The 22,676-nt window shown below is 69.2% G+C and carries 26 protein-coding genes and 1 riboswitch; of the genes, 13 read left to right on the forward strand and 13 right to left on the reverse strand.

The genetic code is table 11. The features are described 5' to 3' along the window. Window positions 1-3: 3 nt before the first annotated feature. Entirely contained in the window at window positions 4-492 is a 489-nt protein-coding gene (locus tag ACFM35_RS02610) for a DUF2243 domain-containing protein (RefSeq protein ID WP_378837986.1), read from the reverse strand. A 201-nt stretch (window positions 493-693) separates the two neighbouring features. Here ACFM35_RS02610 and ACFM35_RS02615 point away from each other — a divergent pair, with 201 nt between their 5' ends. From ACFM35_RS02615 to ACFM35_RS02630, 4 genes are all read left to right on the forward strand, one after another. Further along, a complete protein-coding gene (locus ACFM35_RS02615) occupies window positions 694-2,298 on the forward strand; it encodes a Mur ligase family protein (RefSeq protein WP_378837988.1) in 1,605 nt (534 codons plus the stop codon). A 105-nt stretch (window positions 2,299-2,403) separates the two neighbouring features. After that, on the forward strand, window positions 2,404-2,664 hold the full coding sequence (locus tag ACFM35_RS02620) for a DUF6458 family protein (RefSeq protein WP_378837991.1): 261 nt from the start codon (window positions 2,404-2,406) through the stop codon (window positions 2,662-2,664). Then, on the forward strand, window positions 2,648-4,111 hold the full coding sequence (locus ACFM35_RS02625) for a serine/threonine-protein kinase (protein ID WP_378837994.1): 1,464 nt from the start codon (window positions 2,648-2,650) through the stop codon (window positions 4,109-4,111). The genes ACFM35_RS02620 and ACFM35_RS02625 overlap by 17 nt, the downstream gene beginning before the upstream one ends. Before the next feature lie 66 nt (window positions 4,112-4,177). Further along, window positions 4,178-4,888 (forward strand): DUF1345 domain-containing protein, encoded by a 711-nt coding sequence (locus tag ACFM35_RS02630; RefSeq protein WP_378837997.1) that lies wholly within the window; start codon window positions 4,178-4,180, stop codon window positions 4,886-4,888. Between the two features lie 140 nt (window positions 4,889-5,028). On the opposite strand, the gene ACFM35_RS02635 is transcribed toward ACFM35_RS02630, so the two are convergent. The 4 genes from ACFM35_RS02635 to ACFM35_RS02650 form a co-directional block, all read right to left on the reverse strand. Then, window positions 5,029-5,400, reverse strand: coding sequence for a phage baseplate assembly protein V (locus ACFM35_RS02635; protein WP_378837999.1), 372 nt, complete (start codon window positions 5,398-5,400; stop codon window positions 5,029-5,031). A gap of 43 nt (window positions 5,401-5,443) precedes the next feature. Beyond that, window positions 5,444-6,217: a membrane protein insertase YidC gene (gene yidC / locus ACFM35_RS02640; RefSeq protein ID WP_378838001.1), complete on the reverse strand. Its 774-nt coding sequence runs from the start codon at window positions 6,215-6,217 to the stop codon at window positions 5,444-5,446. 106 nt (window positions 6,218-6,323) lie between these two features. After that, window positions 6,324-6,602: a DUF6412 domain-containing protein gene (locus ACFM35_RS02645; protein ID WP_378838004.1), complete on the reverse strand. Its 279-nt coding sequence runs from the start codon at window positions 6,600-6,602 to the stop codon at window positions 6,324-6,326. Window positions 6,603-6,665: 63 nt separating this feature from the next. Next, window positions 6,666-7,049, reverse strand: coding sequence for a DUF1801 domain-containing protein (locus ACFM35_RS02650; protein ID WP_378838007.1), 384 nt, complete (start codon window positions 7,047-7,049; stop codon window positions 6,666-6,668). Between the two features lie 66 nt (window positions 7,050-7,115). Here ACFM35_RS02650 and ACFM35_RS02655 point away from each other — a divergent pair, with 66 nt between their 5' ends. After that, complete coding sequence (locus ACFM35_RS02655; protein WP_378838010.1) at window positions 7,116-8,192, forward strand: AI-2E family transporter; 1,077 nt, start codon at window positions 7,116-7,118, stop codon at window positions 8,190-8,192. Between the two features lie 51 nt (window positions 8,193-8,243). Beyond that, on the forward strand, window positions 8,244-8,624 hold the full coding sequence (locus tag ACFM35_RS02660) for a YciI family protein (protein WP_378838012.1): 381 nt from the start codon (window positions 8,244-8,246) through the stop codon (window positions 8,622-8,624). Between the two features lie 19 nt (window positions 8,625-8,643). Here ACFM35_RS02660 and ACFM35_RS02665 read toward each other — a convergent pair whose 3' ends face one another. Together ACFM35_RS02665 and ACFM35_RS02670 are read right to left on the reverse strand one after the other, a co-directional pair. Beyond that, window positions 8,644-8,964: a DMT family transporter gene (locus tag ACFM35_RS02665; protein WP_378838628.1), complete on the reverse strand. Its 321-nt coding sequence runs from the start codon at window positions 8,962-8,964 to the stop codon at window positions 8,644-8,646. 11 nt (window positions 8,965-8,975) lie between these two features. After that, a riboswitch (guanidine-III (ykkC-III) riboswitch) is annotated at window positions 8,976-9,038 on the reverse strand. A 137-nt stretch (window positions 9,039-9,175) separates the two neighbouring features. Then, window positions 9,176-10,036 (reverse strand): hypothetical protein, encoded by an 861-nt coding sequence (locus ACFM35_RS02670; RefSeq protein ID WP_378838014.1) that lies wholly within the window; start codon window positions 10,034-10,036, stop codon window positions 9,176-9,178. 237 nt (window positions 10,037-10,273) lie between these two features. On the opposite strand from ACFM35_RS02670, the gene ACFM35_RS02675 reads away from it, so the two are divergent. The 3 genes from ACFM35_RS02675 to ACFM35_RS02685 all read left to right on the forward strand — a co-directional run bounded on the left by ACFM35_RS02675 (window position 10,274) and on the right by ACFM35_RS02685 (window position 12,842). Continuing rightward, on the forward strand, window positions 10,274-10,747 hold the full coding sequence (locus ACFM35_RS02675) for a hypothetical protein (RefSeq protein ID WP_378838017.1): 474 nt from the start codon (window positions 10,274-10,276) through the stop codon (window positions 10,745-10,747). An 89-nt stretch (window positions 10,748-10,836) separates the two neighbouring features. Beyond that, window positions 10,837-12,222, forward strand: a complete 1,386-nt coding sequence (locus ACFM35_RS02680) for a sensor histidine kinase (RefSeq protein ID WP_378838018.1) — start codon at window positions 10,837-10,839, stop codon at window positions 12,220-12,222. Continuing rightward, window positions 12,219-12,842: a response regulator gene (locus ACFM35_RS02685; protein ID WP_378838021.1), complete on the forward strand. Its 624-nt coding sequence runs from the start codon at window positions 12,219-12,221 to the stop codon at window positions 12,840-12,842. The genes ACFM35_RS02680 and ACFM35_RS02685 overlap by 4 nt, the downstream gene beginning before the upstream one ends. Window positions 12,843-12,886: 44 nt before the next feature. Here ACFM35_RS02685 and ACFM35_RS02690 read toward each other — a convergent pair whose 3' ends face one another. Together ACFM35_RS02690 and ACFM35_RS02695 are read right to left on the reverse strand one after the other, a co-directional pair. Beyond that, the gene (locus tag ACFM35_RS02690) at window positions 12,887-13,234 is read right to left on the reverse strand and encodes a histone-like nucleoid-structuring protein Lsr2 (RefSeq protein WP_378838024.1); all 348 of its coding nucleotides are present in this window, start codon (window positions 13,232-13,234) and stop codon (window positions 12,887-12,889) included. Window positions 13,235-13,345: 111 nt separating this feature from the next. Beyond that, the gene (locus ACFM35_RS02695; protein WP_378838026.1) at window positions 13,346-14,209 is read right to left on the reverse strand and encodes a LuxR C-terminal-related transcriptional regulator; all 864 of its coding nucleotides are present in this window, start codon (window positions 14,207-14,209) and stop codon (window positions 13,346-13,348) included. A gap of 186 nt (window positions 14,210-14,395) precedes the next feature. Here ACFM35_RS02695 and ACFM35_RS02700 point away from each other — a divergent pair, with 186 nt between their 5' ends. Together ACFM35_RS02700 and ACFM35_RS02705 are read left to right on the forward strand one after the other, a co-directional pair. Further along, the gene (locus ACFM35_RS02700; protein WP_378838027.1) at window positions 14,396-14,743 is read left to right on the forward strand and encodes a DUF485 domain-containing protein; all 348 of its coding nucleotides are present in this window, start codon (window positions 14,396-14,398) and stop codon (window positions 14,741-14,743) included. After that, the gene (locus ACFM35_RS02705; RefSeq protein WP_378838029.1) at window positions 14,740-16,362 is read left to right on the forward strand and encodes a solute symporter family protein; all 1,623 of its coding nucleotides are present in this window, start codon (window positions 14,740-14,742) and stop codon (window positions 16,360-16,362) included. Before ACFM35_RS02700 ends, ACFM35_RS02705 begins: the two co-directional genes overlap by 4 nt. 110 nt (window positions 16,363-16,472) lie before the next feature. On the opposite strand, the gene ACFM35_RS02710 is transcribed toward ACFM35_RS02705, so the two are convergent. Next, window positions 16,473-17,042, reverse strand: coding sequence for a methylated-DNA--[protein]-cysteine S-methyltransferase (locus ACFM35_RS02710; protein WP_378838030.1), 570 nt, complete (start codon window positions 17,040-17,042; stop codon window positions 16,473-16,475). Window positions 17,043-17,219: 177 nt separating this feature from the next. On the opposite strand from ACFM35_RS02710, the gene ACFM35_RS02715 reads away from it, so the two are divergent. Beyond that, a complete protein-coding gene (locus tag ACFM35_RS02715; RefSeq protein WP_378838630.1) occupies window positions 17,220-20,954 on the forward strand; it encodes an AAA family ATPase in 3,735 nt (1,244 codons plus the stop codon). After that, window positions 20,941-21,132: a hypothetical protein gene (locus ACFM35_RS02720; RefSeq protein ID WP_378838031.1), complete on the forward strand. Its 192-nt coding sequence runs from the start codon at window positions 20,941-20,943 to the stop codon at window positions 21,130-21,132. Before ACFM35_RS02715 ends, ACFM35_RS02720 begins: the two co-directional genes overlap by 14 nt. A gap of 3 nt (window positions 21,133-21,135) precedes the next feature. Here ACFM35_RS02720 and mscL read toward each other — a convergent pair whose 3' ends face one another. The 3 genes from mscL to ACFM35_RS02735 are packed head-to-tail and all read right to left on the reverse strand — an operon-like array spanning window position 21,136 to window position 22,621. Beyond that, window positions 21,136-21,576, reverse strand: a complete 441-nt coding sequence (gene mscL / locus ACFM35_RS02725; protein ID WP_378838032.1) for a large conductance mechanosensitive channel protein MscL — start codon at window positions 21,574-21,576, stop codon at window positions 21,136-21,138. 30 nt (window positions 21,577-21,606) lie between these two features. Beyond that, the gene (locus tag ACFM35_RS02730; protein ID WP_378838033.1) at window positions 21,607-22,005 is read right to left on the reverse strand and encodes an FmdB family zinc ribbon protein; all 399 of its coding nucleotides are present in this window, start codon (window positions 22,003-22,005) and stop codon (window positions 21,607-21,609) included. Window positions 22,006-22,024: 19 nt separating this feature from the next. After that, on the reverse strand, window positions 22,025-22,621 hold the full coding sequence (locus tag ACFM35_RS02735; protein WP_378838035.1) for a 5-formyltetrahydrofolate cyclo-ligase: 597 nt from the start codon (window positions 22,619-22,621) through the stop codon (window positions 22,025-22,027). Between the last annotated feature and the right edge of the window lie 55 nt (window positions 22,622-22,676).

Here is a 22,676-nt window from a genome sequence, read left to right on the forward strand (position 1 = left end):
TCGTCAGGCGGTGACGCTCGGGCGTGTGCGCACGGCGAGGATGACGCCGACGACGAGGAAGACGATGGCGGTGACGTTCCACAGCACGTCGTACATGAGGAGGTCGGGCACGTACCGGATCTGATGGATGCCGAACAGCTTGTGCTGCACCAGGCCGTCGTACAGCTGGAAGGCGCCGGCCCCGATCAGGACGCCTCCCCACCACCGGGTCTGCCGGAACGCGTTCCTCCGGCGCAGATCGGCCAGCAGGAAGAGGCCGCCGACGGTCGCCGCCCAGCTCAGCGCGTGGAAGAAGCCGTCCGAGACGAGGCCGATGTCGGGGGTCGCCAGATCGTAGAAGTGGTGCCAGTGCAGGAGCTGATGGAACACGGTCTCGTCGATGAAGGCGATGAGACCGATGCCGAACAGGATGCCCGACCACAGGTTTCGCGCAGAGAATCGCGCTCGCGCACCGGGGTCGATGCCTGATGGTGCGCTCGTCTCGGCGGTCATGTGTTCCCCGTTCCGTGCGTGCAGTGGCACACACCGTGGCACGGGGACGGCGTTCCGCGGGCGCCCCTTGACAGGTCTGCATCAGGCGGGGGTGCGGTGCGGCGCCATCGGGGTGCGCCCATGCACGGACGGCGTGCGGGCGCAAGATGCTGGGACAGATCCGGTCGCGCGTCTAGCGTCGGGCGTTCCGGAAAGGGCGCCATGTTCGATTCCATCTCACCTCCGACCGTGATCCGCGACGACTCGGCGCGGGCACGACCGGCGTTGTTGCGTCCTGCTCGGCGCGCACGACGGACACTTCGCGACTTCGAGCGCACGTTCGGGGCGGAACGGATCCATCACGACGCGATGGTCCGTGATCGGGAGGTGGTGCTCAACGGCCTGGCGTGCGCGTCGCTCGACGTCGCGCGCGGCGACCTCTTCGTCGCGCTGCCGGGCGCCCACGTACATGGCGCGCGCTACGCGGCGGCCGCGGCGGCGGCGGGCGCATCCGCGATCGTCACCGACCTGGCCGGAGCAGATCTCGCATGCGAGACGGGATTGCCGACGCTCGTCGTGGACGACCCGCGAGGCATGCTCGCCATGTTCTCGGCGTGGCTGTACGGCTCCGATGCCGACGCGCCGACGCTGCTCGGCGTCACCGGCACGAACGGAAAGACGTCGACGGTGCACATGCTGCACGGCATCCTGAGCCAGATGGGCGTGCACGCCGGGCTCAGCACGACCGTGGAACGGCGCATCGGCGGTCGCGCGGTGGCGAGCAGACTGACGACGCCGGAGGCGCCCGAGCTGCACGCGCTGCTGGAGAGCATGCGCGAGGCGGGCGCTTCGGCGGTGGCGCTCGAGGTGAGCGCGCACGGAGTGAGCCGGGGCCGGGTCGACGGGCTGATGTTCGACGTCGTCGGGTTCACCAATCTCACGCACGATCATCTCGACGAGTACGGCGGCATGGAGGACTACTTCGACGCGAAGGTGGCGCTGTTCCGGCCCGAGCACGCCCGGCGCGCGGTCGTCTCGGTCGACACGGAGTACGGCGAACGTCTCCGTCGGCTGTCGGGCATCCCCGTGACGACCATCACGACGCAGCCCGACATCCCTGCCGACTGGCGTGTCAGAGTGACCCGCGAGACACCCGAATCGACGTGGTTCACGCTCTCGTCGACGGACGGACGGATGCTGCAGATCCGCGTCAGCCTGATGGGTGTGCACATGGCGGCCGACGCGGGCTTGGCCATCGTCATGCTTCTCGAGGCCGGCTTCAGCCTGCAATCGGTATCCACGGCGCTCGAATCGACGGGACTGCGCGTGCATGTGCCCGGACGGGGTGAAAGGGTGTCGGGCGACCGAGGTCCGCTCGTCCTCCTCGACTTCTCGCACAATGGGGATGCCTTCGAGAAGACGCTGCTCGCAATGCGGCGCGTCACGAGCGGCTCGGTCGTCATGGTGGTCGGCGCGGACGGCGACAAGGACCCGACCAAACGCGCGCACATGGGGCGAGTCAGCGCCGCGTGCGCCGACATCCTGATCATCACCGACCACCATCCGCGCCATGAGGATCCGACGGCGATCCGAGCGGCGCTACGCGACGGGGCCGCGTCGGTCCCAGGCGCCGACTCTGCCGACGTCTACGAGATCGCGAACCCCCGCGACGCCATTCGAGCGGCGATCGCGCTCGCCGGACCGGGCGACTCGATCCTCTGGGCGGGACCGGGGCTGACCGACTATCGCATCGTCGGCGCCGACCGGGTGCCGTACTCGCCCCATCGCGACACCCGCGTGGCCCTGCGCGAAGCGGGGTGGCTGTAACCCACCCCAAGGGGTGAACTGGTTCATCCGCTGCAGGTGTTCGGCGTCGATGACCGTATTGTGGTCGGTGGCTCGCAGGTGCGGGTGTCCTAGGAAGGATCGATCATGGGTCTTGGCAGTGGCATTGCACTCTTCGTCATCGGAGCGATCCTGGCGTTCGCCGTCAACTTCGACACGGGCGGGGTCGTCGACCTGCACCTGATCGGGTACATCCTGATGGGCGCGGGTGCGATCGTGTTCCTCATCAGCCTCATCCTCATGCTGCGCCGACGTCAGACGGAGTCGACCACCCGTCAGTCGGTCGATCCGGCCACCGGCGAGCGTGTGACGCGAAGAAGCGTCCGCGACAATGACCCGCTCGCCTGAGCCCGACACCTCACCGCCCGCCGAGCCGAGCGCCCGGCGGACGAAAGATCTGCTCGGCGGTCGGTACGCCCTGGGTCCGAAGCTCGGCGAGGGCGGGATGGGCGTCGTCTACCGGGCTCGCGACACCGTGCTCGGCCGGCCCGTGGCCGTCAAAGTCTTCCGCGACGGGATGCCGGAGTCCGAAAGGACCGTCACAGAAACGCACATCCTCGCGGGTTTGAACCATCCGGCGCTCGTGACCGTCTTCGACGCCCACGTCGGCGAGGAGCCACCTCGCTACCTCGTGATGGAGTACGTGCCCGGCGCCACACTCCGTGAGCGCATCGTCGGCGGACCCATCGCCGGGCACCTCGTCGCCGCCATGGCTCGAGATCTGGCCAGTGCGCTCCACGTCGTGCACGACGCCGGTATCGTGCACCGCGACATCAAGCCGTCCAACGTCCTGGTGCAGCCCTCGACGGTGCCGCGCGAGGAGTTCCGCGCGAAGCTCGCCGACTTCGGTATCGCTCATCTCATCGATTCCACACGGCTGACCACCCCCGGCCTGGTCGTCGGCTCGGCTGCGTATCTCAGCCCTGAGCAGCTCCAGGGGGCCAGCCCGGCGACGTCTTCCGACATCTACGCGCTCGGGCTCGTGCTGCTGGAGTCGCTCACAGGCAAACGCGCATTCCCGGGGACGGCCCCCACGGAATCCGTCATCGTCCGTCTGACGCAGGATCCGGTCGTCCCCGCCTCGCTGGGGAGCGGGTGGTCGCACCTGCTCACGGCGATGACGGCGCGCGACCCGCTCGATCGGCCGACGGCGCTCGCCATCGTCGACGCGATCGACCGATTCGGGACCGGCGAGGAATCGACCGCCCCGGTCGTGACGGCCTATCTGGACGCGGAAAGCCAGGGCGACGAGATGACCTCGCCGACGCTCGTTGCCCCGGGCGAAGCACGCCCGTTCGCATCCGCGAGCGACCAGACGACACGGCTGATCCCGCGTGAGCCGCAGGGCCTCCCGCGGTCAGGTCCCGAAGGACGCCGTCCGCGCCGGAGAAAAGGGTGGGTGGGTGTCCTCACGGTGCTCGCCGTTCTCCTCGTCGGGGGAGCGACAGTGGCCGGCTTCCTCAGCGCCAACCGCCTGACGGGCCCGGCACCCGCAGTCTCGACGGCGCCCAGCGGAACGACAGTACCTGCAGAGTCGACCGCACCGTCGGAGTCGCCCGCAGCTCCCGAGTCGACGCCGCTCCCGGCGGACGACACCGTCGTGGAGCCCGACCCCGCGCCGGTCGTCGACACCCCGGCTCCCGCGCCCGTCCCGGCGGCGACCCCGGGCAACGGCAACGGGAACGGCACCGGCGGGGGGAACGGCGGCGGCAACGGCGGGAACGGTGGGAACGGCAACGGCAACGGCGGCAATGGCAATGGCAACGGCAATGGCAACGGCAACGGGAACGGCTGAGAGCGGCCGTCGCGAGACCCTCATGCCTGCCGGATCGCACGCGCACCCTGTGCCAGCATGGGACGCATGGCCGCCCGATATGTGAGCGACGTCGCCCGCGCGAACTGGAGCGTGCTGGTGGCGGGGGCTGCCGGGTTCGGCGCGGCGACCCTGTTCGCGTTCACGCGCACCGACGGGTCCGCACGTGATCTCTCCGGCATCCTGATCCTGTTCTACCTCGTCACGTGGCCGACGTTCGTGTTCATGTACCTGCTGTGGACGCACCTCGTCTACGCGCGGCAGGGGCCGCGCAGACTCGAAGCGGCGGCGCGGCGGGAGACGCTCAACCTGCGCCGCTGGTGGATGAAGGTCTTCGGGTACGGGGGCGCCTCCACCTGGACGCTGACGGGCGCGCTCGCGGCGGTGCTGCTCACGATCGTCGTCGCGCAGAACCAGACATTCCGTGAAGACGCGCTGTTCGTCGTGTTCGGGCTGCTGACGGTGGCCGGCTCCTGGGCGCTCATGGTGTATTCGTTCGCCCTCGAATACCTGCGTCTGGTCCTGACCGACGACGACAAGAGCGCGCACATCGAGCTCAGCGTGCCGGGCGACCCCCACTTCGCGGACTACCTCACGCTGTCGATCCTGCTGTCGACGATGGCCGCGACGGTCTCGGCAACCATCCGCTCACGCGAGGCCTGGTCGCTGGTGCGCGTGAATGTCCTCTTCGCCTTCGCGTTCAACTCGGTCATCGTCGCGATGATGGTGTCGCTGCTGTTCGGTGGACTCGTGGCATGACGGGAGCCGCCGAAGTGGCTCTGCCGCGGGAGCGCGTGAGGTAGTGTTGTCAGCGATAGGCGGATTTCTCATCCGTCTCGCCCCGGCCGCGTGGTAACGGTCGGGGCTTTTTCATGCCCGCGGGCAGGTGTTCGCCCCTGTCAGCGGTAGGGATTCGGTGTCGCGTCGCCGGATGCGTCGGCTCTCCCCGCCGCATGACCCTGGTCCCACGCATCTCCCAGCGCCTCGAGATCTCGCGCAAGCGCCGCCGCGCGCGAAGGCGGGTCGACGAGACCGAGCACCACCGGAAGCTCGGCATCGTCGTCCTCGTGCGCGATCCACACCTGTGTGCCCACCGCCACATGGTGTGCCGTGAAGGCGGCGATCGGGATCAGGCGGGTCGCCCAGGCCGACCCGCCCGAGGCGACCGAGACCTGCAACCGGCCCTCGCCGAGGGGGTCTTGGTCACCGACGACGGTTGCGCGCTGAATTCCCACGCGCTCACCGTACAGCGCGGCGTCGCGCTCGGCCATGGTCCGTCCCGGCGGGCCGGAGCGCGACAGGAGATGTCGTGTGTCAGGCAGGCCCTGGAGAGCCGGCGTGCGGGGGAGAGGTGAGCGGGTACCGGCGTCTGAGGAGGAGCCGCTGGCCGAGCGTCCAGGAGACGGTCGTCAGCAGGTAGAGCCCGGCGGCCAGCGGAATGAAGACGGCCGACACCGCCGAGGCGAACTGCAGAGCGCCGAGGAGTCGTGCCGAGCCTGCCCCTCCGAGGGGAGAATCCTCCGTGGCCGGCTGGGGCCGGAAGCACCTGCGCGTGACCTCGGCGACGACCGCGATCGCGGCGATCAGACCGGCGAACACCGCGCCGGATGCGAGGGTCATGCCTCCGCTCCCGACCAGCCCGGTGACACTCGCCCCGAGCGGAACACCCAGCAGGTGTTCGGTGAGGAGAGCGTTCGGATGCCCCGAGATCGACCCGTGCAGGAACAGGGCATAGACGAGTCCGACGATGGGCGCCTGGATGAGGACGGGAGCACAGCCGGTGAGAGGAGAGGCCTTCTCGTCGGCGTAGAGCTGCATGGTCTCGCGCTGCAGACGTTCGCGGTCACCCCGGTACTTCTTCTGCAGGGCGCGGAGCTTGGGGGCGAGCCGCGCGCGGGTCTGGTCGGCTTTGGCCTGCGCCACACCGGTGGGGAGGAGAAGGGTGCGAACCAGCAGGGTGAGGAGGATGACGGCGACGGCAGCCGACGCGGGCCCGACCACAGGGTGCACGAAGGTTGTGATGCTCATCAGGAATGCGTAGACGCCGTCGAGGGTGGCGGCGATCGGGGGGAAGGAGAAGAGATCCATGAATGGTCCGTTCATCGATGAGGGAAGTGGGTCGCTGAGCGGCCACGACGACATCGACGGACACCGCCATCACCCCACGGTGCGGGGCGGATTCGGGCGTCGAGGGTTACGCGGCCAGGGCGACGTCACCGGGCGCCCGCGAGCGGGGGTGGCCCGCGGCATCCGGATCACTCTGCGACAAGGGCGCGGAGACATCGATCTGCCGGGCGGGACGCGCCTGAACGGCGCTCCCGAACCACGATGTGGAGGCCGCCAGCAGCAGAACGAGGAGCACGGCCGTCGCGACGGCTGCGGCGAACAGTGCCACCGACCCGGCATCGACGCCCGCGACCATCCCCAGCGAGGTGAGCAGGAGTCGCGCGAAGGACGCGATCGCATCGATCATCGTTCGGCTCCCCTCATCGGTCGTCGGCACCACGCTAACATCCGCGTCGTGGTGCCGCAGGGGTCAGAGCTGGGCGACCCAGTCGCGGACGAGGGTTTCGAAAGCGGGCAGCGCGGCCGCGGCATCCGTCGCCGACGTGAAGGTGACGACAGCCCTGTTGCGGTCCGCCCAGCGGAGCCGCCCACCGAGATCGTCGACGCTGATCTGGGGCGACCCGGGCTTCGGCTTCGCGCCGGTGTGCAGGATGACCTGCACCTGGCCGGGTCGGCGCAGGCTGAACGTGGCGAAGTCGTCGGCGAGGGCGTAGTTGGGGGCCTTCCACTTGATGCTCTCGGTCGCCTCGGGCGCAGCCCGCAGGATTGCTTCGCGCAACGAGCGTGCCGTCTCGACCAGATCATGCGTCTGGTCGTCGAACCACCGGTCGACGTCGTCTTCACCTGCTGTCATCCGTCAATGATGGCGAAGATGCCGCCGTCAGCAAACGGATTCGTCGGCTGCGCCTAATCTGACATCGTGAAGCGCGTCGATCCCACGCCCCGGCCGGCACCCGCTCTTCCCCCGTCGGTGGTGGTGTTGATGGGGCTCGCGGCGGGGGTGATCGCGCTTGCCGGCCTGTACTTCGCGCGGGAACTCGTCGGTCCGCTGGTGCTGGCGGCGGTCATCGTCATCATCTGCCATCCGCTGCGACACCCGTTCGAGCGGCGGGGTTGGCCGTCCTGGACGGCCACGACGGCGGTCATCGTGCTCGGCTACCTCATCCTCGCGGTGATGGTCGCGCTGCTGTGGTTCGCGGGCACGCAGTTCGTGCGGCTGGTGGCGGACTACTCCGACGAGCTCCAGGCGACGGCGCAGAACGTCGCCGCCTGGCTGCAGTCGACCGGACTCGACGGTGACGCGGCCGACGCGGCCGGCGCCCTGCTCAAGCCCGCGACGATCGCGTCGTTCGCGGCATCCCTCGGCGGCACGGTCCTCAACGTCCTGACCGCATTCTTCTTCGTCCTCGCGTACGTCATCTTCATGGCGGCGGACGGCTCGCGGTACTCACGCGCGGAGGCGGCCTTCGGCGCGAGCATCCGGCCGACCGTCCGCCGGTTCCAGGCTTTCAACACCGGTGTACGCCGCTACTACGTCGTGAATGCGGCGTTCGGGGCGGTGGTCGCCGTCATCGACGGTCTTGCGCTGTGGGCGCTGGGAGTGCCCGTTCCCGTCGTCTGGGCGATCCTGGCGTTCGTGACGAACTTCGTGCCCAACATCGGATTCGTGCTGGGGGTGATCCCGCCGGCGCTGCTCGCGCTCGTGGTCGGGGGCTGGCCGATGATGCTCACCGTCATCGCGATCTACTGCGTCGTCAACGTGACGCTCCAGGTGCTGATCCAGCCGAAGTTCGTCAGCGACGCGGTGGATCTGAGTCTCACGCTGAGCTTCTTCTCCGTCATCTTCTGGACGTTCATCATCGGGCCCCTCGGCGCGATCCTCTCGATCCCGCTGACGCTGCTGGTACGCGCGCTGGTGTTCGGGGGAGACGACGGCGCCCGCTGGATCCGCTGGCTGTCGGGGGAGTCGGCGGCCGCGCGCGCGTCGCGACCTTGAGCTCCCGGCGCCGACCGCCCATCATGGGGGGAAGGCGACGGAGGAGCGACCGTGAAGTATCAGATCTTGATCTACAACAACCCGTCGGTCATCGAGATGTTCGCGCGCATGACGGACGCCGAGCGGACGGCCGCGTTCCAGCTGTACTGGGATGTGGAAAGCGATCTCGAGGCATCCGGCGAACTCGTCGACAGCAAGGCGGTCGACGATCGGACGCAGCGCGCCGTGCGACGGGGTCCCGATGGCCCGATGGTGACCGATGCCCCGACCCCCGACACGGGGGACGTGGTGAGCGGCTACTACCTCGTGGACGTGCCCGATGCGGCGCGCGCGTACGAGATCGCGGCGCGGTTTCCCGAGGCTGCGGTGGACGGCGGTATCCGCGTCGCTCGCGCTCTGACCCAGGAGGACTTCGACGCGATGACGTCGTAGGGACACCGGCCCCGACGCGCTACTCGTGACCGACGAGCTTGAGCCCGACCACGCATCCCACGAGGCCGAGGATGAGGAGGAGGCGCACGATGGAGAACGGCTCGGCACCGGTGACCATCGCGTACCCGACGGTGAGTGCGGCGCCGATTCCCACCCACACCGCGTAGGCGGTGCCGGTGGAGATGTCGCGCATGGCCCACGCCAACCCGCCCATGCTCGCGATGAGCGCCACACCGAACACGACGGTCGGCCATAGTTTGGTGAACCCCTCGGACTTGCCGAGGGCGGTCGCCCAGACCGCCTCGAGCACACCGGAAACAACAAGGATGACCCACGACATGGCACTGCCTCCATGGCCAGTCTTGTCGCTCACCGGGTACTGATCCGTCGTCCGGGGTCCTGTTCAGGATCCGCCATCAGGATATCGACCTGTCCTGTGCACGCCCTGGGCAGAGCACGAGGGAATGCGCGCGCTTCCTTCCGGTCTGCGCATCACACGCCGACACCGCAGCCCCCGGATGGATACGGGGGCTGCGGGGGTGATGACGTGATCAGCCGCCGATCGGCGTGGGGTTGGTCGGGTCGGGCGGGACGGGCAGGGAGCCGTTGATGCGGTTCTGCGCTTGGCACTGACTCGTGCAGTTCGTCGCCCCCGCCGAGAGTTCGATCGCGTCCTCGCCGAGCACACCGCCGAGCCGGCCGTCGGGCTGGACGATCCATTTCGTGACCGTGCCGCTCTGGAACGTCTTGGTGGCGACCTGGGGGCTGTCCTTGCCGAGCAGCATCTGGTGTGCGTTCGGGCCTGAAGTGACAGCATTCGTGCCGTTCCCGAAGTTGATCTTGCCGGTGTACTGGTTCACGAAGTAGAAGAGGCCGGCGCCGAGCGTGTGGGTCAGCTCGACGGGTGCGGCGAACTCGGGCTCCATCTGGAAGATCCCGCCCTGCGCGCCGTCCTTGGCCTGGATCTTCAGCTTGCCGCCACCGGTCGTGAAGATCGCCACGAGCGAGTCGTCCTTCACCTCGAGCTTCGACAGCCGGATCCCCGAACGCTGTGCTGCCGTCAGCGTCGGAACCTTCGACGCGAACACGACGGTCGGCGCGGTGACCATGCGCTGCGTGTCCGCGGCGCCGGTGAGTGTGTAGTTGTACACCCCGAGCGTGCTCGGGTCGATCGTGAAGCCGTTGTTGCGGCCGGTGACCGTGATTTTGCCCGTGACCGCGAGGTTCTCGAGCTTGAGGTCCTTGCCGGACGCCGGGTTGTAGGTGGTGCCGTTCACGGTGATCGCGTAATCACCTCCCGCGGAGGTGGTCTTCGCCTCGGCGGCGCCGGCACCGGCCAACACGACGGCGGTGGCGGCGATGACGGTGGCCGCGGCGAGTGCGCCGCGACGAACCAGGGAGATGCTGCTCATGGGTTCCTCTTTCTCGGAAATGGTCTGGGGAGCAGCACTCACTGTGGTTCGCCGGGCCGAGACCCGGCAATCAGACCTTGGTACTAGTACCGACGGGTTCGCGGCCTTCGGGCGGGGGTACTAAGACCAATGTGCAATGGCGGATGCTGCGCCCTGCGCCGAGGCTGAGAACAACGGATCAGCGACCTCGGTGCGGCGAAGCCCGCCGGCAGGCCACAATTGCGGAAGGTGAGACACATGAAGAATCGACTGTTGATCGGCGGAGCAGCGCTGGTGCTGGTCGCCGCGCCCGCCGTCATCGGACTGTGGGGCAACGCGTCCTTCGCACAGTCGGTGCCGGTGCGCGTGCCGGTCTCGGGTCAGGTGCAGACGGCGACCCCGTCACCCAGCGTCTCGCCATCGGCTTCCCCTTCGCCGTCCGCGACGGTGGACGACCACGGCGGTGACGTCCCGCGCGACCAGCGCGTCGAGCCCGGCGACGACCGCGATGCGGGTTCGGGAACGGATGACTCGGGTTCGGGGTCGGATTCCTCCGGCTCGGGCTCTTCGGGTTCGTCTGATTCCGATTCGTCCGGTTCGTCCGGGTCGGACGACCACGGCGGTTCGGGTTCTTCGGGTTCGGACGACCGTGGCGGTTCGGGTTCGTCGGGTTCGTCGGGTTCCGACGATCACGGCGGCGACGACCACGGTGGATCCGGGGGCGACGACTGAGCGTCGATTCCGGTGTCCCCGGCGCAGCCCCGATCGACGTCTCGACGATCGGGGATGCTGGCGCGCCGGCATCCGTCCCGTCTACGCCCGTGCCGTGGGTCCGGATCGTCGCGGGACGCGAGCAGGTTGTGCGCGCCCGCCGGTCTCCCCGCGCGCGATCCGTCATGGTGCGCCTGGCGGTGGGTCTGGCCGCCGTGCTCGTCGTCGTCGGTGTGCTCGGTGCGTTCGCCGCGCAATGGCTCGCCGAACGCGAAGCGGTCAATGACGCGGCCACCGTCGCGGACGTGCTCGCCGAAGCGGTCGTGCAGCCGGCGATCACCGACGCGCTCGCCGACGGGGAGGCGACGGCGGTGGAGGAGTTCGACGCCATCATGCGTGAACGGGTGCTCAGCGAGGAGATCGTCCGCGTGAAGATCTGGAGCCCCGACGGCGTCGTGCTCTACGCCGACGAGCCACAGCTGATCGGCCGCACCTTCGCCCTGGACGATGCGCAGCGGGAGGCGCTGTCGAACCCGCAGACGCGCGCCGATATCAGCGACCTGTCGGAGGCCGAGAACGAGTTCGAGAGCGGCACCCGGCTTCTCGAGGTGTACCGGCCGGTGTGGGCGCCCGACGGCCGTGAGCTGCTGTTCGAGATCTACTTCCCGTACGAACCCGTCGCCGCGCGATCGGCCGACCTGTGGCGCGGCTTCGCCGGCGTCACGACGAGCAGCCTGCTGCTGCTCGTCGTGCTGACCGCCCCCATCGTCTGGCGGCTGCTCGCCGGTCTGCGCACCGAGGAACGCCGACGCACCGCGCTGCTCGAGCACGCGGTGGACGCCTCCGACGCGGAGCGCCGGCGGATCGCCGGGTCGCTGCACGACGGTCCGGTGCAGGAGCTGATCGCCACGACCTTCGCCGCGGAGGGCGCGGCGGAAGCGGCCGCGCGTCGGGGCGACGAGCACACAGCCAGTCAGCTGCGTGAGGTCGCGGCATCCGTCCGAGGGAACATCCGCGTGCTGCGATCGCTGCTCGTGGACATCTACCCGCCCGGCCTCGCGGCGGCCGGCCTCGGCCACGCGCTGGACGATCTCGCGGCCACGACCCGGTCGCGCGGGGTCACCGTCGACGTCGACGTCGACCCCGACGTCACGCACCTGGATGAGGCCGACGAGCGCCTCATCCACCGTGTCGCGCAGGAGGTCCTGCGCAATACCGCCACTCATGCCGCGCCCTGCTCGGCATGGGTCGCGCTGCGGCGCGATGCCGTTGCGGGGGATCTGGTGCTCGACGTGAGCGACGACGGCCCCGGATTCGACGCCAACGGACTGCGCACGCGCGAGACTCCGGGACACCTCGGCACGCAGGTTCTGGTCGATCTGGCGGAAGAGTCCGGCGCCGAACTGTCGCTGGCCACCGCTCCGGGCCGTGGGGTCGCGTGGCGGTTGCGAGTTCCGGCCGCCCGGCGGGCGTCGGCGCCTGAGGCCGGGTCATGATCCGGGTGCTGGTGGTCGATGACCACGCCATGGTGCGGGAGGGGCTGTCGGCCGTGCTCGCCGGGGACGGCGACATCGAGGTGATCGCGTCCGCGGCCAATGGCGCAGAGGCGATCACGGCGGCAAAGACCCACGCACCGGATGTGGTCGTCATGGACCTGTCGATGCCTGTGATGGACGGCATCGAGGCGACGCGTGCACTCCGCCTTCAGGCGCCCCCTGTCCGTGTGCTCGTGCTCACGTCGTTCTCGGATCGCGTGCGCGTGCGACAGGCCATCGACGCGGGCGCCACCGGGTATCAGTTGAAGGACGCCGAGCCGTCCGACCTCCGGGCCGCCGTTCGCGCCGTCGCAGCCGGTCACGCGCCGCTCGACCCGCGCATCGCCGGCATCCTGCTGCCGACAGCCATCCCCGAAGACGGCCTGAGCCCGCGTGAGCGTGAAGTCTTGCGCCTGGTGGCCCGAGGTCTCGCGAACAAGCAGATCGCCGCTCACCTCGGAATCGCGGAGCGCACGGTGAAGGCCCATCTCGGTCGCGTCTTCCGCCAGATCGGCGTGGGCGACCGTACGAGCGCGGCCATCTGGGCGCGGGACCACCTGGAGTCTCTCGGCGACGAGTGACGGCCGGCCGAAGCCCGTAGGCGACGGGCCCTGCGAGGCTCGAGTCAGTGGGCGGCTTCGTACGCCTCGATGATGGTCGCCGGAACGCGACCGCGCTCCGATACCGTGTAGCCGTTCTCGGCGGCCCACGAGCGGATGGCCGAGTAGTCCTGCTGGCCGGTGCGCCGCCGGGGACGGGATCCGGATGCTGCAGCCCCACGCGCCCCGGAGATCGAGCGCCCCGCCGCGAGGAACGGCTCGAACGCGTCTCGCAGCCGGGCCGCGTTCTCGTCGGTCAGGTCGATCTCGTACGCGACGCCGTCGAGCGAGAACAACACGGTCTCGCCGGTGCCGACTTCCATCTCGGTGCCATCGAGGTCGTCGACGAGTTGATGCACAATTCTGCGAGCCATGAATTCAGACTATTCGCCCTTTCGGGCGAATAGTCGTTTTCGCCTCGAATTCGGGTCACCATTCCCGTGCGGTGGAGAAGTGAGCCACCGCGACCACCATTCCGCAAATGGTCAGGGAAGAATGCCGACGCGGCGCGCTTTGGTGACGGCGGAATGGCGCGTCGAGGCATCCAATTTCGACATGGCAGAAGAGAGATAGGACTTGACGGTGCCCTCTTTCAAGGAAAGCGAAGCCGCGATCTCGCTGTTCGTCGATCCGAGCGCCGCGCACGCGAGCACGTCCACTTCACGCGGAGAGAGGTGGACGTCGTCGAGCGGAAGAATCGGCGCCCGGCCGTCGGCGCTGAGTGCCGCGAGGCGGTCCTCGACGGTGGCGAGACGGGCTCGCAGACCGGCGTCGCTGACGGTGGCGGCGATGCGACGCAATTCCACATAGCTTTCTCGCAATTCCTCCTGTGCGAAGGGCGCGAGAGCGGGCGGATCCGACACCGCGGGTGAGATCTCTTCGAGCCGACGCTCCACTTCGTCGCGGATGCGCAATTCGGTCGCGAACTCTTCAGCGACCCGGAATGCCGGACCGAGGACGGCGTCACCGACACCGCCGACGGTTCGCGAACCCGCGTAGAGGACCGCGCGGCATTCCCCGCCGACCATGACGGGGACGGCGAGGAGCGTGCCGATGCCTTCGCCCAGGACCGCCAGGTCGTAATCATGCGTGATGCTCTGCGCAGCACCGTAATCGCCGGTCAGCCGCGGCCGCTTCTCGACCAGCGCTTTGCCGCCGAGTCCTCGCATCGAGCGCACGACCAGGCCGTCGAGGCTGCGGGTGCGGGCGCCGGCGATCGACAGCACATCGACGGTGCCGTTGCGGTGCATTCCCGCGAACGACACCGGGAAACTGGTCCGACGGGTGATGTCGCCGACGGCGCGACTCAGCAGTTGCGCGTCGCTCTGCGTCCGGGTGAGTGCCACCATGCACTACCTACTTCCGGGGGTGACGGCCCCCTTGCCGCGTTTGTAGCGTCGACGTTACCACCGGGCTCGGGCGTGACGACCGACGCAGCCCGGTGCGGCGCCCTCGCGGAAGAGGGCGGCCAAAACCGGCGAAATCGACTCTGACGCAGCCGCGTCAGCTGTTTCCACACGAGGCAAGGAGGCCCCATGTCAGACTCCCGCACCGATCGAGCGCCCACCGACGGGATCGACTACGTCGCCGTCGAGCGCTCGCCCGAGTTCGTCGAACTCAAACGCACGCAGCGCAGCTTCGTCTTCCCGCTCGCGATCGCATTCCTGCTCTGGTACTTCGTCTACGTCCTGCTGTCGTCGTTCGCGGTCGAATTCATGTCGCAGCGCGTCTGGGGAGACATCACCGTCGGCCTGCTGTTCGGGCTCGGACAGTTCGTGACGACTTTCGCGATCACGATGGCCTACGTGTCCTTCGCCAACCGCAAGCTCGATCCGAAAGCCGAAGCCCTGCGCGCCCGGCTGGAGCAGGAGGCGTCGTCATGAACGAGGTCTTCGGTGCGGTCAAGACGGCCGTGGACGAGGTGGAGAACAACCCCGTCCTCAACATCTCCATCTTCGCGGCCTTCGTCGCGGTGACGCTCTTCATCGTCATCCGCGCGAGCCGCAACAACAAGACCGCGGCCGACTACTACGCCGCCGGTCGCTCGTTCACCGGCCCGCAGAACGGGTTCGCCATCTCCGGGGACTACCTGTCCGCCGCGTCGTTCCTCGGCATCACCGGGGCCATCGCGATCAACGGCTACGACGGGTTCCTCTACTCGATCGGCTTCCTCGTCGCCTGGCTCGTGGCGCTGCTGCTGGTGGCCGAGCTCATGCGCAACACCGGCAAGTTCACCATGGCCGACGTCCTGTCGTTCCGCCTGAAGGAGCGACCCGTGCGGATGGCGGCGGCCATCACCACTCTGGCGGTCTGCTTCTTCTACCTGCTCGCCCAGATGGCGGGCGCCGGTGGGCTGGTCTCGCTTCTCCTCGGCATCAACGACAGGATCGGCCAGTCGCTCATCGTCGCGGTGGTCGGGCTGCTGATGATCGTCTATGTGCTGATCGGGGGCATGAAGGGCACCACGTGGGTGCAGATCGTCAAGGCCTTCCTGCTGATCGGCGGGGCGCTCGTCATGACGATCTGGGTGCTCGCGATCAACGGGTTCAACCTGAACACGCTGCTGGAGAGTGCTGTGGCGGCGTCGACGACCGACCCGAAGGACGCGATCCTCGGCCCGGGCCTGCAGTACGGCAAGAACCCGTGGGACTTCATCTCGCTGGCGATCGCCCTGGTGCTCGGTACCGCCGGTCTGCCGCACGTGCTGATGCGCTTCTACACCGTTCCCACGGCCAAAGAGGCGCGTCGCTCGGTGGTGTGGGCGATCTGGCTGATCGGCCTGTTCTACCTGCTCACGCTCGTCCTGGGCTACGGCGCGGGAGCCCTCGTCGGCCCCGACGCGATCAAGGCCGCACCGGGTGGCGTCAATTCGGCGGCCCCGCTGCTCGCCCTCGAGCTCGGCGGCCCGCTGCTCCTCGGATTCATCTCGGCGGTGGCCTTCGCGACGATCCTCGCGGTGGTCGCGGGTCTCACCATCACGGCTGCCGCATCGTTCGCGCACGACATCTACGCGAGCGTGCTGCGCAAGGGCAACGTCCCCGCGGACGGTGAGGTCAAGGTCGCCCGTCGCACGGTGATCGTCATCGGCATCCTCGCGATCATCGGCGGAATCGGCGTGCAGGGACAGAACATCGCGTTCCTCGTGGCGCTGGCCTTCGCGGTGGCCGCGTCGGCGAACCTGCCGACGATCCTCTACTCGCTGTTCTGGCGTCGCTTCTCCACCCGCGGCGCGGTGTGGAGCATGTACGGCGGGCTCGCGTCGGCGATCATCCTCATCCTCCTGTCCCCGGTCTTCTGGGGCACCGAGACGAGCGTGTTCAAGAACGTCGGCGTCGCGATCTGGCCCCTCAACAATCCGGGTATCGTCTCGATCCCGCTCGGCTTCTTCCTCGGATGGCTGGGGTCGATGTTCCCGGGCAAGGCGGAGGACCCGAAGAAGGCGGCCGAGATGGACGTGCGTTCGCTCACCGGCTTCGGGGCCGAGAAGGCGACGGAGCACTGATCGCCACGCGATGATCGACTGCCGGTGGCCCGCACGTGCGCCGGCAGGCGGTGATCGGATGCCCCGGGACGCTCGGTCGTCCCGGGGCATCCGCGTGCGTCGCAGACGGCCTACACGTCTGCGACCTCGTCGGCGTCCTGCTTCTCGAGGTCGAGCAGGAACCGCTTCACCTCCGGGTGGCCGCCGTATTCGCCGATCGAGCCGTCGGAGCGGATGACGCGGTGCACCGGCACGACGATGGAAAATGGCGTGACCGAGCACGCCGTGCCCACCGCGCGAGCCGCACGCGGGGTGCCGGCCATGACGGCCACCTCGCCGTAGGACGCCGTCTCTCCGTAGGGGATCTCGCAGACCGCCTCCAGGGCGGCCCGGGTGAACCCGCGCACCCCGCGCCAGTCGAGGGCGAGGTCGAACGTGTCGCGTCGCCCCGCGAAGTACTCCTCGAGCTGTTCCGCCGCGTGCGACGCGATGGACTCGTCGGGTTCGATCGGCCCCGCCAGCACCCGCGCGGCGCGTTCGACCGCGTACGCGGCCGGACCGTCGAACGGGTGCAGCAGCGCGATGGTGTCGCGGCTCTGTCGCGGCTTTCCGGCGGCGTGGAGATCATCCTCGAGCCCCGCCGCGACGACGAGGATCGGACCGATGGGCGAGGGGAGGATGCGGTAGCGGAGGTCGCTCATGGGTCCATCCTCGCGCGCCGCGGCAGGCCGCCCCCGACCGTCGCCGGGGTCGGTGAAGAACGCCTCCGATCCACCGCTGAGGCGCGGTGGGGGAGGAACGGCTGATCACCCGGCGTGTCGGTCAATCTGCCGAAAACCCGGCTCGGATGCGGGGCAAGGACGGACCGCGCGCTTATGGTGGCACGTGTGTGGCGAGCAGAAGGCAACGCCGTGGTCGGCGAGCAGGACTCCGCGATCGCGGACTCCATAGACCCCAGTCACCTGGGCGTTTCAGAGCCGGGGGTGACGGTCGTGCATGTCGCTGAACCTGAGAGGGAGCGGTTGCGCGTCCAGGGCGCGGACCTGGGCGGCCGTTCCACCCTGATGCACTACACCGATGCGGGCGACGCCGGCATCGAGATCACCGGCGCGCATCCCGGCAGTCTTCCCCAGTTCATCACCGGCCGCTCGACCCTGCTGTCGGGTCTGTTCCGTGACGAGGTCGCGTTGCGCAACGCCCGGCTCGCGGCCGAGCGCATCACGGCGAAGAACGTCGAGCTGCGCACCGCGCGCGGCATCGAGACCGTCCACCTCGCGGTCGGTCTGGCCTCATGGACGCTCGGGGGCACCTCGTTCACCGCGCCGGTGCTGCTGCGACCGCTGGCGATCCGCCGGCACCACGCCGACTTCGAGCTCAAGCTGCACGGCGCGTTCTCGGTCAACCCCGAACTCGTTCGCGCCCTGCGCACGCACTTCGGCATCGCCCTGGACGGGGCGGCCATGGTCGCCCTCGCCTCCGACGGCGGGGTGTTCAAGCCCCAGCCCGTCATCGACCACGTGCGCGCGCTCACCTCCCAGATCGAGACGTTCACCGTCCACCCCCGCCTGGTCGTGTCGACGTTCGCCGACGTCGGATCATTGATGGAACGGGATGCCTCGAACCTGGATCACCCGATCCTCAATGCCCTCGCGGGCCATGTCGACGATCGCGCGACGCTCATGCAGCGCCCGACGGTGCACCCTCTCGCGAACCCCGACGAGCGCCCTCCCGGTGCCGACAATCTCCTGCTCGACGCCGACGCCGAGCAGGAGGCCGTGCTCGCGCGCATCATCGCCGGCCACTCGCTCGCCGTGCACACGCTCCCCGGCACCGGCGGCACGCAGACCGTGATCAACGCGGTCGGGGCACTCGTCCGCGACGGCAAGCGGGTGCTCGTGGTCAGCGCGCGGCGCTCGACCCTCGAGGGCGTGCGCCACCGTCTCTCGGGCATCGGCCTCAACGGCCTCGCCGTGTCGCCACGTCACCTGCAACGCGACCTGATCAGGGCGATCGGCCGCAACGAGAAAGCCGAGCAGCCCCGCGTCTCCGACGTCGACGACGCGCTCGTGCGTCTTCGCGGCGTGCTGCGCGACTATCGCGCCGCCGTCACCGACGTGCACCCCAGCCTCGGAGTGTCTGCGCTCGAGATCCTCGGCACGCTGACGCAGCTCGCCGGGCGCACCCCCGCCCCCTCGACGGCCGCCCGCCTCGACCTGCAGACGCTCGCTCGCCTCGCGGCCGACCGCTCCTCCGCCGCCGCGAAGCTCGCGGCGGCCGCCCGCCTCGGCGAGTTCCGCTTCGGCCCCGACGATTCGCCCTGGTACGGCGTCTCGTTCGCCACGACCGAGTCCGCCCGCGCCGCGCATGCGCTCGCCGGGCGCCTGCACCGCCAGGACGTGCCGTCGCTGCTGTCCCGCGGCTACGAGCTCATCGCCCAGACGCACATGCGTCCGTTCCGCACGATCGCGGAGCTCGGCGAGTACCTGCAGCTTCTGCGCGGCATCCGCGACTCCCTCGATCGATTCAGCCCCACCGTCTTCGAGCGGCCCCTGGCCGAGCTGATCCAGGCGCACGGTCCGCGCCGGGATGCACCCGAGATGAACGGGGCGAACCGCCGCCGGCTGAAGCGACTCTCGCGCGAATACGTGCGGCCCGGCGTGCACATCGCCGACATGTACGAGGGTCTCGTCCGGGTGCAGCAGCAGCGCACGCAGTGGCAGCGCTACGTCGACGCGGGCGCCACCCCCGATGTGCCCGTCGGTCTCGCGGACGTGCACGTGGCATGGCAGCGCGTCGACGCGGAGCTGCGTGAGCTCACCCAGATCCTCGGGCGTCCCGACTCGGCGCAGCTGTCGACCCTGGCGGTCAAACCGCTCGTCCGCACGTTGGCCGGACTCGCCGCCGACTCCGACGTGTTCGACAACCTCGTGGAGCGCGCCACCCTGCGTACCCAGCTCGCCGAACTGGGACTCGAACCACTGCTGGCCGAGCTCTCGGTGCGCCACGTCCCCGAAGACCGCGTCGGCGCCGAGCTCGAATTCGCATGGTGGCAGTCGGCGCTCGAGCATCTGCTGCGCACCGACCGTGCACTCCTCGGCGCGAACACGACGGTCGTCGACCGGCTGGAGCGTGACTTCCGGCTCGTCGACGAAGCCCATGCCGCGGCATCCGGTCCCCTTCTCGCGGCCCAGCTCGCCACCCAGTGGCGCATCGGCATCGTCGATCGACAGAGCGAGGCGACTGCCCTCAAGGCCGCGCTGAAGCGGGGTGTGTCGAGTCCGGCCGAGGCCCTCGAGGCCGCCCCGTCGCTGTTGCGCACCCTCGCCCCGGTGTGGCTGGCGTCGCCCTACGACGTGCCGCTGATCCCCGACACCTACGGGTTCGACGTCGTCGTGATCGCGGATGCCGCGGCCCTGTGTCTCGCGGAGGCCGCGCCGGCTCTGCGACGGGCTCAGCAGGTCGTCGCGTTCGGCGACCCGGTGACCCAGAAGCCGACACCGTTCCATCTCAGCGCGGGCACGCCGGCAGATCCCGACGACTTCGACGAGCCCTTCGACCCGACGTCGGTGTTCGAGCGCCTCGCCGAGCTGCTGCCGGTCGAGACGCTCACCCGCAGCTACCGCGCCGGTGGAGAGGATCTCGCGGAGCTCGTCAACGACGCCTTCTACGGCGGCGAGATCGTGTCGCTGCCGTGGGCGGGGTCCTACCTCGGTCGCGGAAGCCTCGGCGTGGACTATGTCGAGGGCGGCATGGGAGTGCCCGACCCGATCACCGGCGCCGTCGAGAGCCCGGAAGCCGAAGTGAAGCGCGTCGTGACCCTCGTGGTCGAGCACGCCGTCAACCGCGGGAGCGAGTCGCTCATGGTGGTCACGGCGAGCACCAAGCACGCCGAGCGGGTGCGGGCGGCCGTCGAGGCCGCCTTCCAGGGACGAGCGGATGTCGCGGACTTCGTCTCGCGCGACACGGCAGAGCCGTTCGCCGTCCTCAGCCTCGAGGACGCCGTGGCGGAGAGCCGCGACCGCGTGATCTTCTCCCTCGGTTTCGGACTCACCAAGCACGGTCGGGTGCTCAGCGACTTCGGCGACCTGTCGACGCCCGACGGCGAACGCCTGCTCACCGTCGGCATGACCCGTGCCCGCCGTTCGATGGTGATCGTGTCGTCGATCCGGCCTTCGGCCTTCGACGACGGCCGGCTCGAATACGGTGCGGCGACGCTCATGTCGATCCTCGGCGGCATCGCGGCGCGTGCCCGCGAGTCGCGGCTGGAAGACCTCGCCGACCCGCTCACCCTCGCCCTGGCGCGCGAACTGCGGCGACTCGGGGTCGCCGTCGACGTGCAGTACCGCGGGCTGCTGCCGCTCGTCGCTCAGCACGGCGGCAAGGCCGTCGTCGCGGAGAGCGATCCCGAGACGGTGGGGGAGTCGCTGCGCGAGTCGCTCAGACTGCGTCCGCAGATCCTGCGACGACTCGGCTGGCACTACGTGCGTGTGCACGCCTTCGATCTGTACAGCGACCCGGCGGCGGTGGCGACGCGTATCGCGGCGATGCTCGGCATCCAGCCCGAGACCCCGCGTGCGAACGCGGAGACGCAGCCGATCGATGTCGCCGAGTGAGCGTCAGCGCGTAGAGAAGGTGCCCGGCGCCCGGCGGGCGAAGCTCACGCCGGCGCCCGACACGACGGATGCGCCGCTGCCCGCGGACGAGGAAAGACCGGACGCCCCGCCCACGACGGGCGAGGCATCCGGTCCGAATGATGACCGCATGCGGCGGGAGAAGCCGCCGCACTACTGAGTCCTAGGGCGCGGGTGGCGTCGAGCTGACCGACGAGCCGGTCTGCTTCTCGAGCAGATCGCGGATCTGCATCAGCAGCTCGGACTCGGTGGGGAGCTTCGACTCGGGGTTCTCCACGACGCCGGCCTTCTCGGCCGCGCGCTCCTTGAAGTGGTTCATCGGCACGACGAAGACGAAGTAGACCACGACGGCCACAGCGAAGAAGCTGATGATCGCGCTCACCAGATCGCCGATCGGGAACGTCACGGTGCCGCCATAGAGGTCGGGCACGGGGATGCCGGCGACGCCGTTGGCATCCTTCTTCCAGAAGATCTCGATGAGCGGTGTGATGATGGTCGCCACGATCGCGTTGACGACGGCGGTGAACGCGGCGCCGATGACGACGGCGACGGCGAGGTCGATGACGTTGCCCCGCATGATGAAGTCTTTGAAGCCTTTAATCATGGGATGTTCCTCACTGTCTGCGGCGTCCGGTCACGAACCCGTTGCGGCGGGAGAAGACTTCGCTCCCGGTTTCGATGATGCCGAAGATGACCCGGAGCCGCCACCCGACGACCCGCTCGACGAGTCCTTCGAACCCCCCGACGACTCCTTCGACCCCCCGGAGACCGTGGAGCCTGCGGACTCCTTCGAGCTGCCGGACTCCTTCGCACCGGACGACTCCTTCGCACCGGACGCGCCGCCCTGGGACTCGCCGGCGCGGGAGTCGGTGCGGTAGAAGCCGGAGCCGTTGAAGGTGACGCCGATGGAGCCGTACTCCTTGCGGAGCGGTCCGCCGCATTCGGGGCATTCGGTGAGCGTCGGGTCGGCGAAGGACTGGACGGCGTCGAAACGGTGGCCGCAGGACTTGCAGGCATAGGCGTAGGTGGGCATGTGCTCTTTCGGTGCGAGGTCAGCGCCGGGTGGGCGCCAGGGTGATCGTCTGCGTGGGCGTGACGACGCCGGTGACGGGTTGGTCGTGGATCTCGCGCGGCACGCTCTCGAGGATCTCGGTGTCGTAGATGACCGCGTACACGGGCGGACAGCGCTCCATCGAGCCGATGGTCTTGTCGAAATAGCCGCGGCCCCATCCGAGCCGCATGCCGCCACGATCCACGGCTGCGGCCGGGATGATCAGCAGATCGACGTCGTTCACCGCGATGGGTCCGAGCAGCTCGCCCACCGGTTCGGGGAGGCCGAAGAGGCCCTCGGCGATGTCGCCGTCCGCCGTGGCGACCGCCCAGTCGAGCAGTCCGTCGTTGCGCGTGATCGGAAGGAGGACGCGGATGCCTCTGGCCACGGCATCCGCAATGAATCGGCGTGTGTCGGGCTCGGTCTGCGTCGAGAGGAAGCAGGAGAGGGAACGCGCCCCCACGGATCGCACGAGCTCGTCGAGCTGGGCGTGCACGCCCGAGGCCGCGGCATCCCGAGCCGATTCGGACAGCATGCTGCGACGCTCGCGGAGTTCGGCGCGGAGGGCGCGCTTCTCGTGGCCGACGTCATCAGACATACCCACGATTCTAGGCGTGGCGTGCTTGCGGGTCGCTCGCCCGCGGTCGGTAGAG

Source organism: Microbacterium songi (assembly GCF_042747925.1).
In the GTDB taxonomy this organism is placed as follows: Bacteria; Actinomycetota; Actinomycetes; order Actinomycetales; family Microbacteriaceae; genus Microbacterium.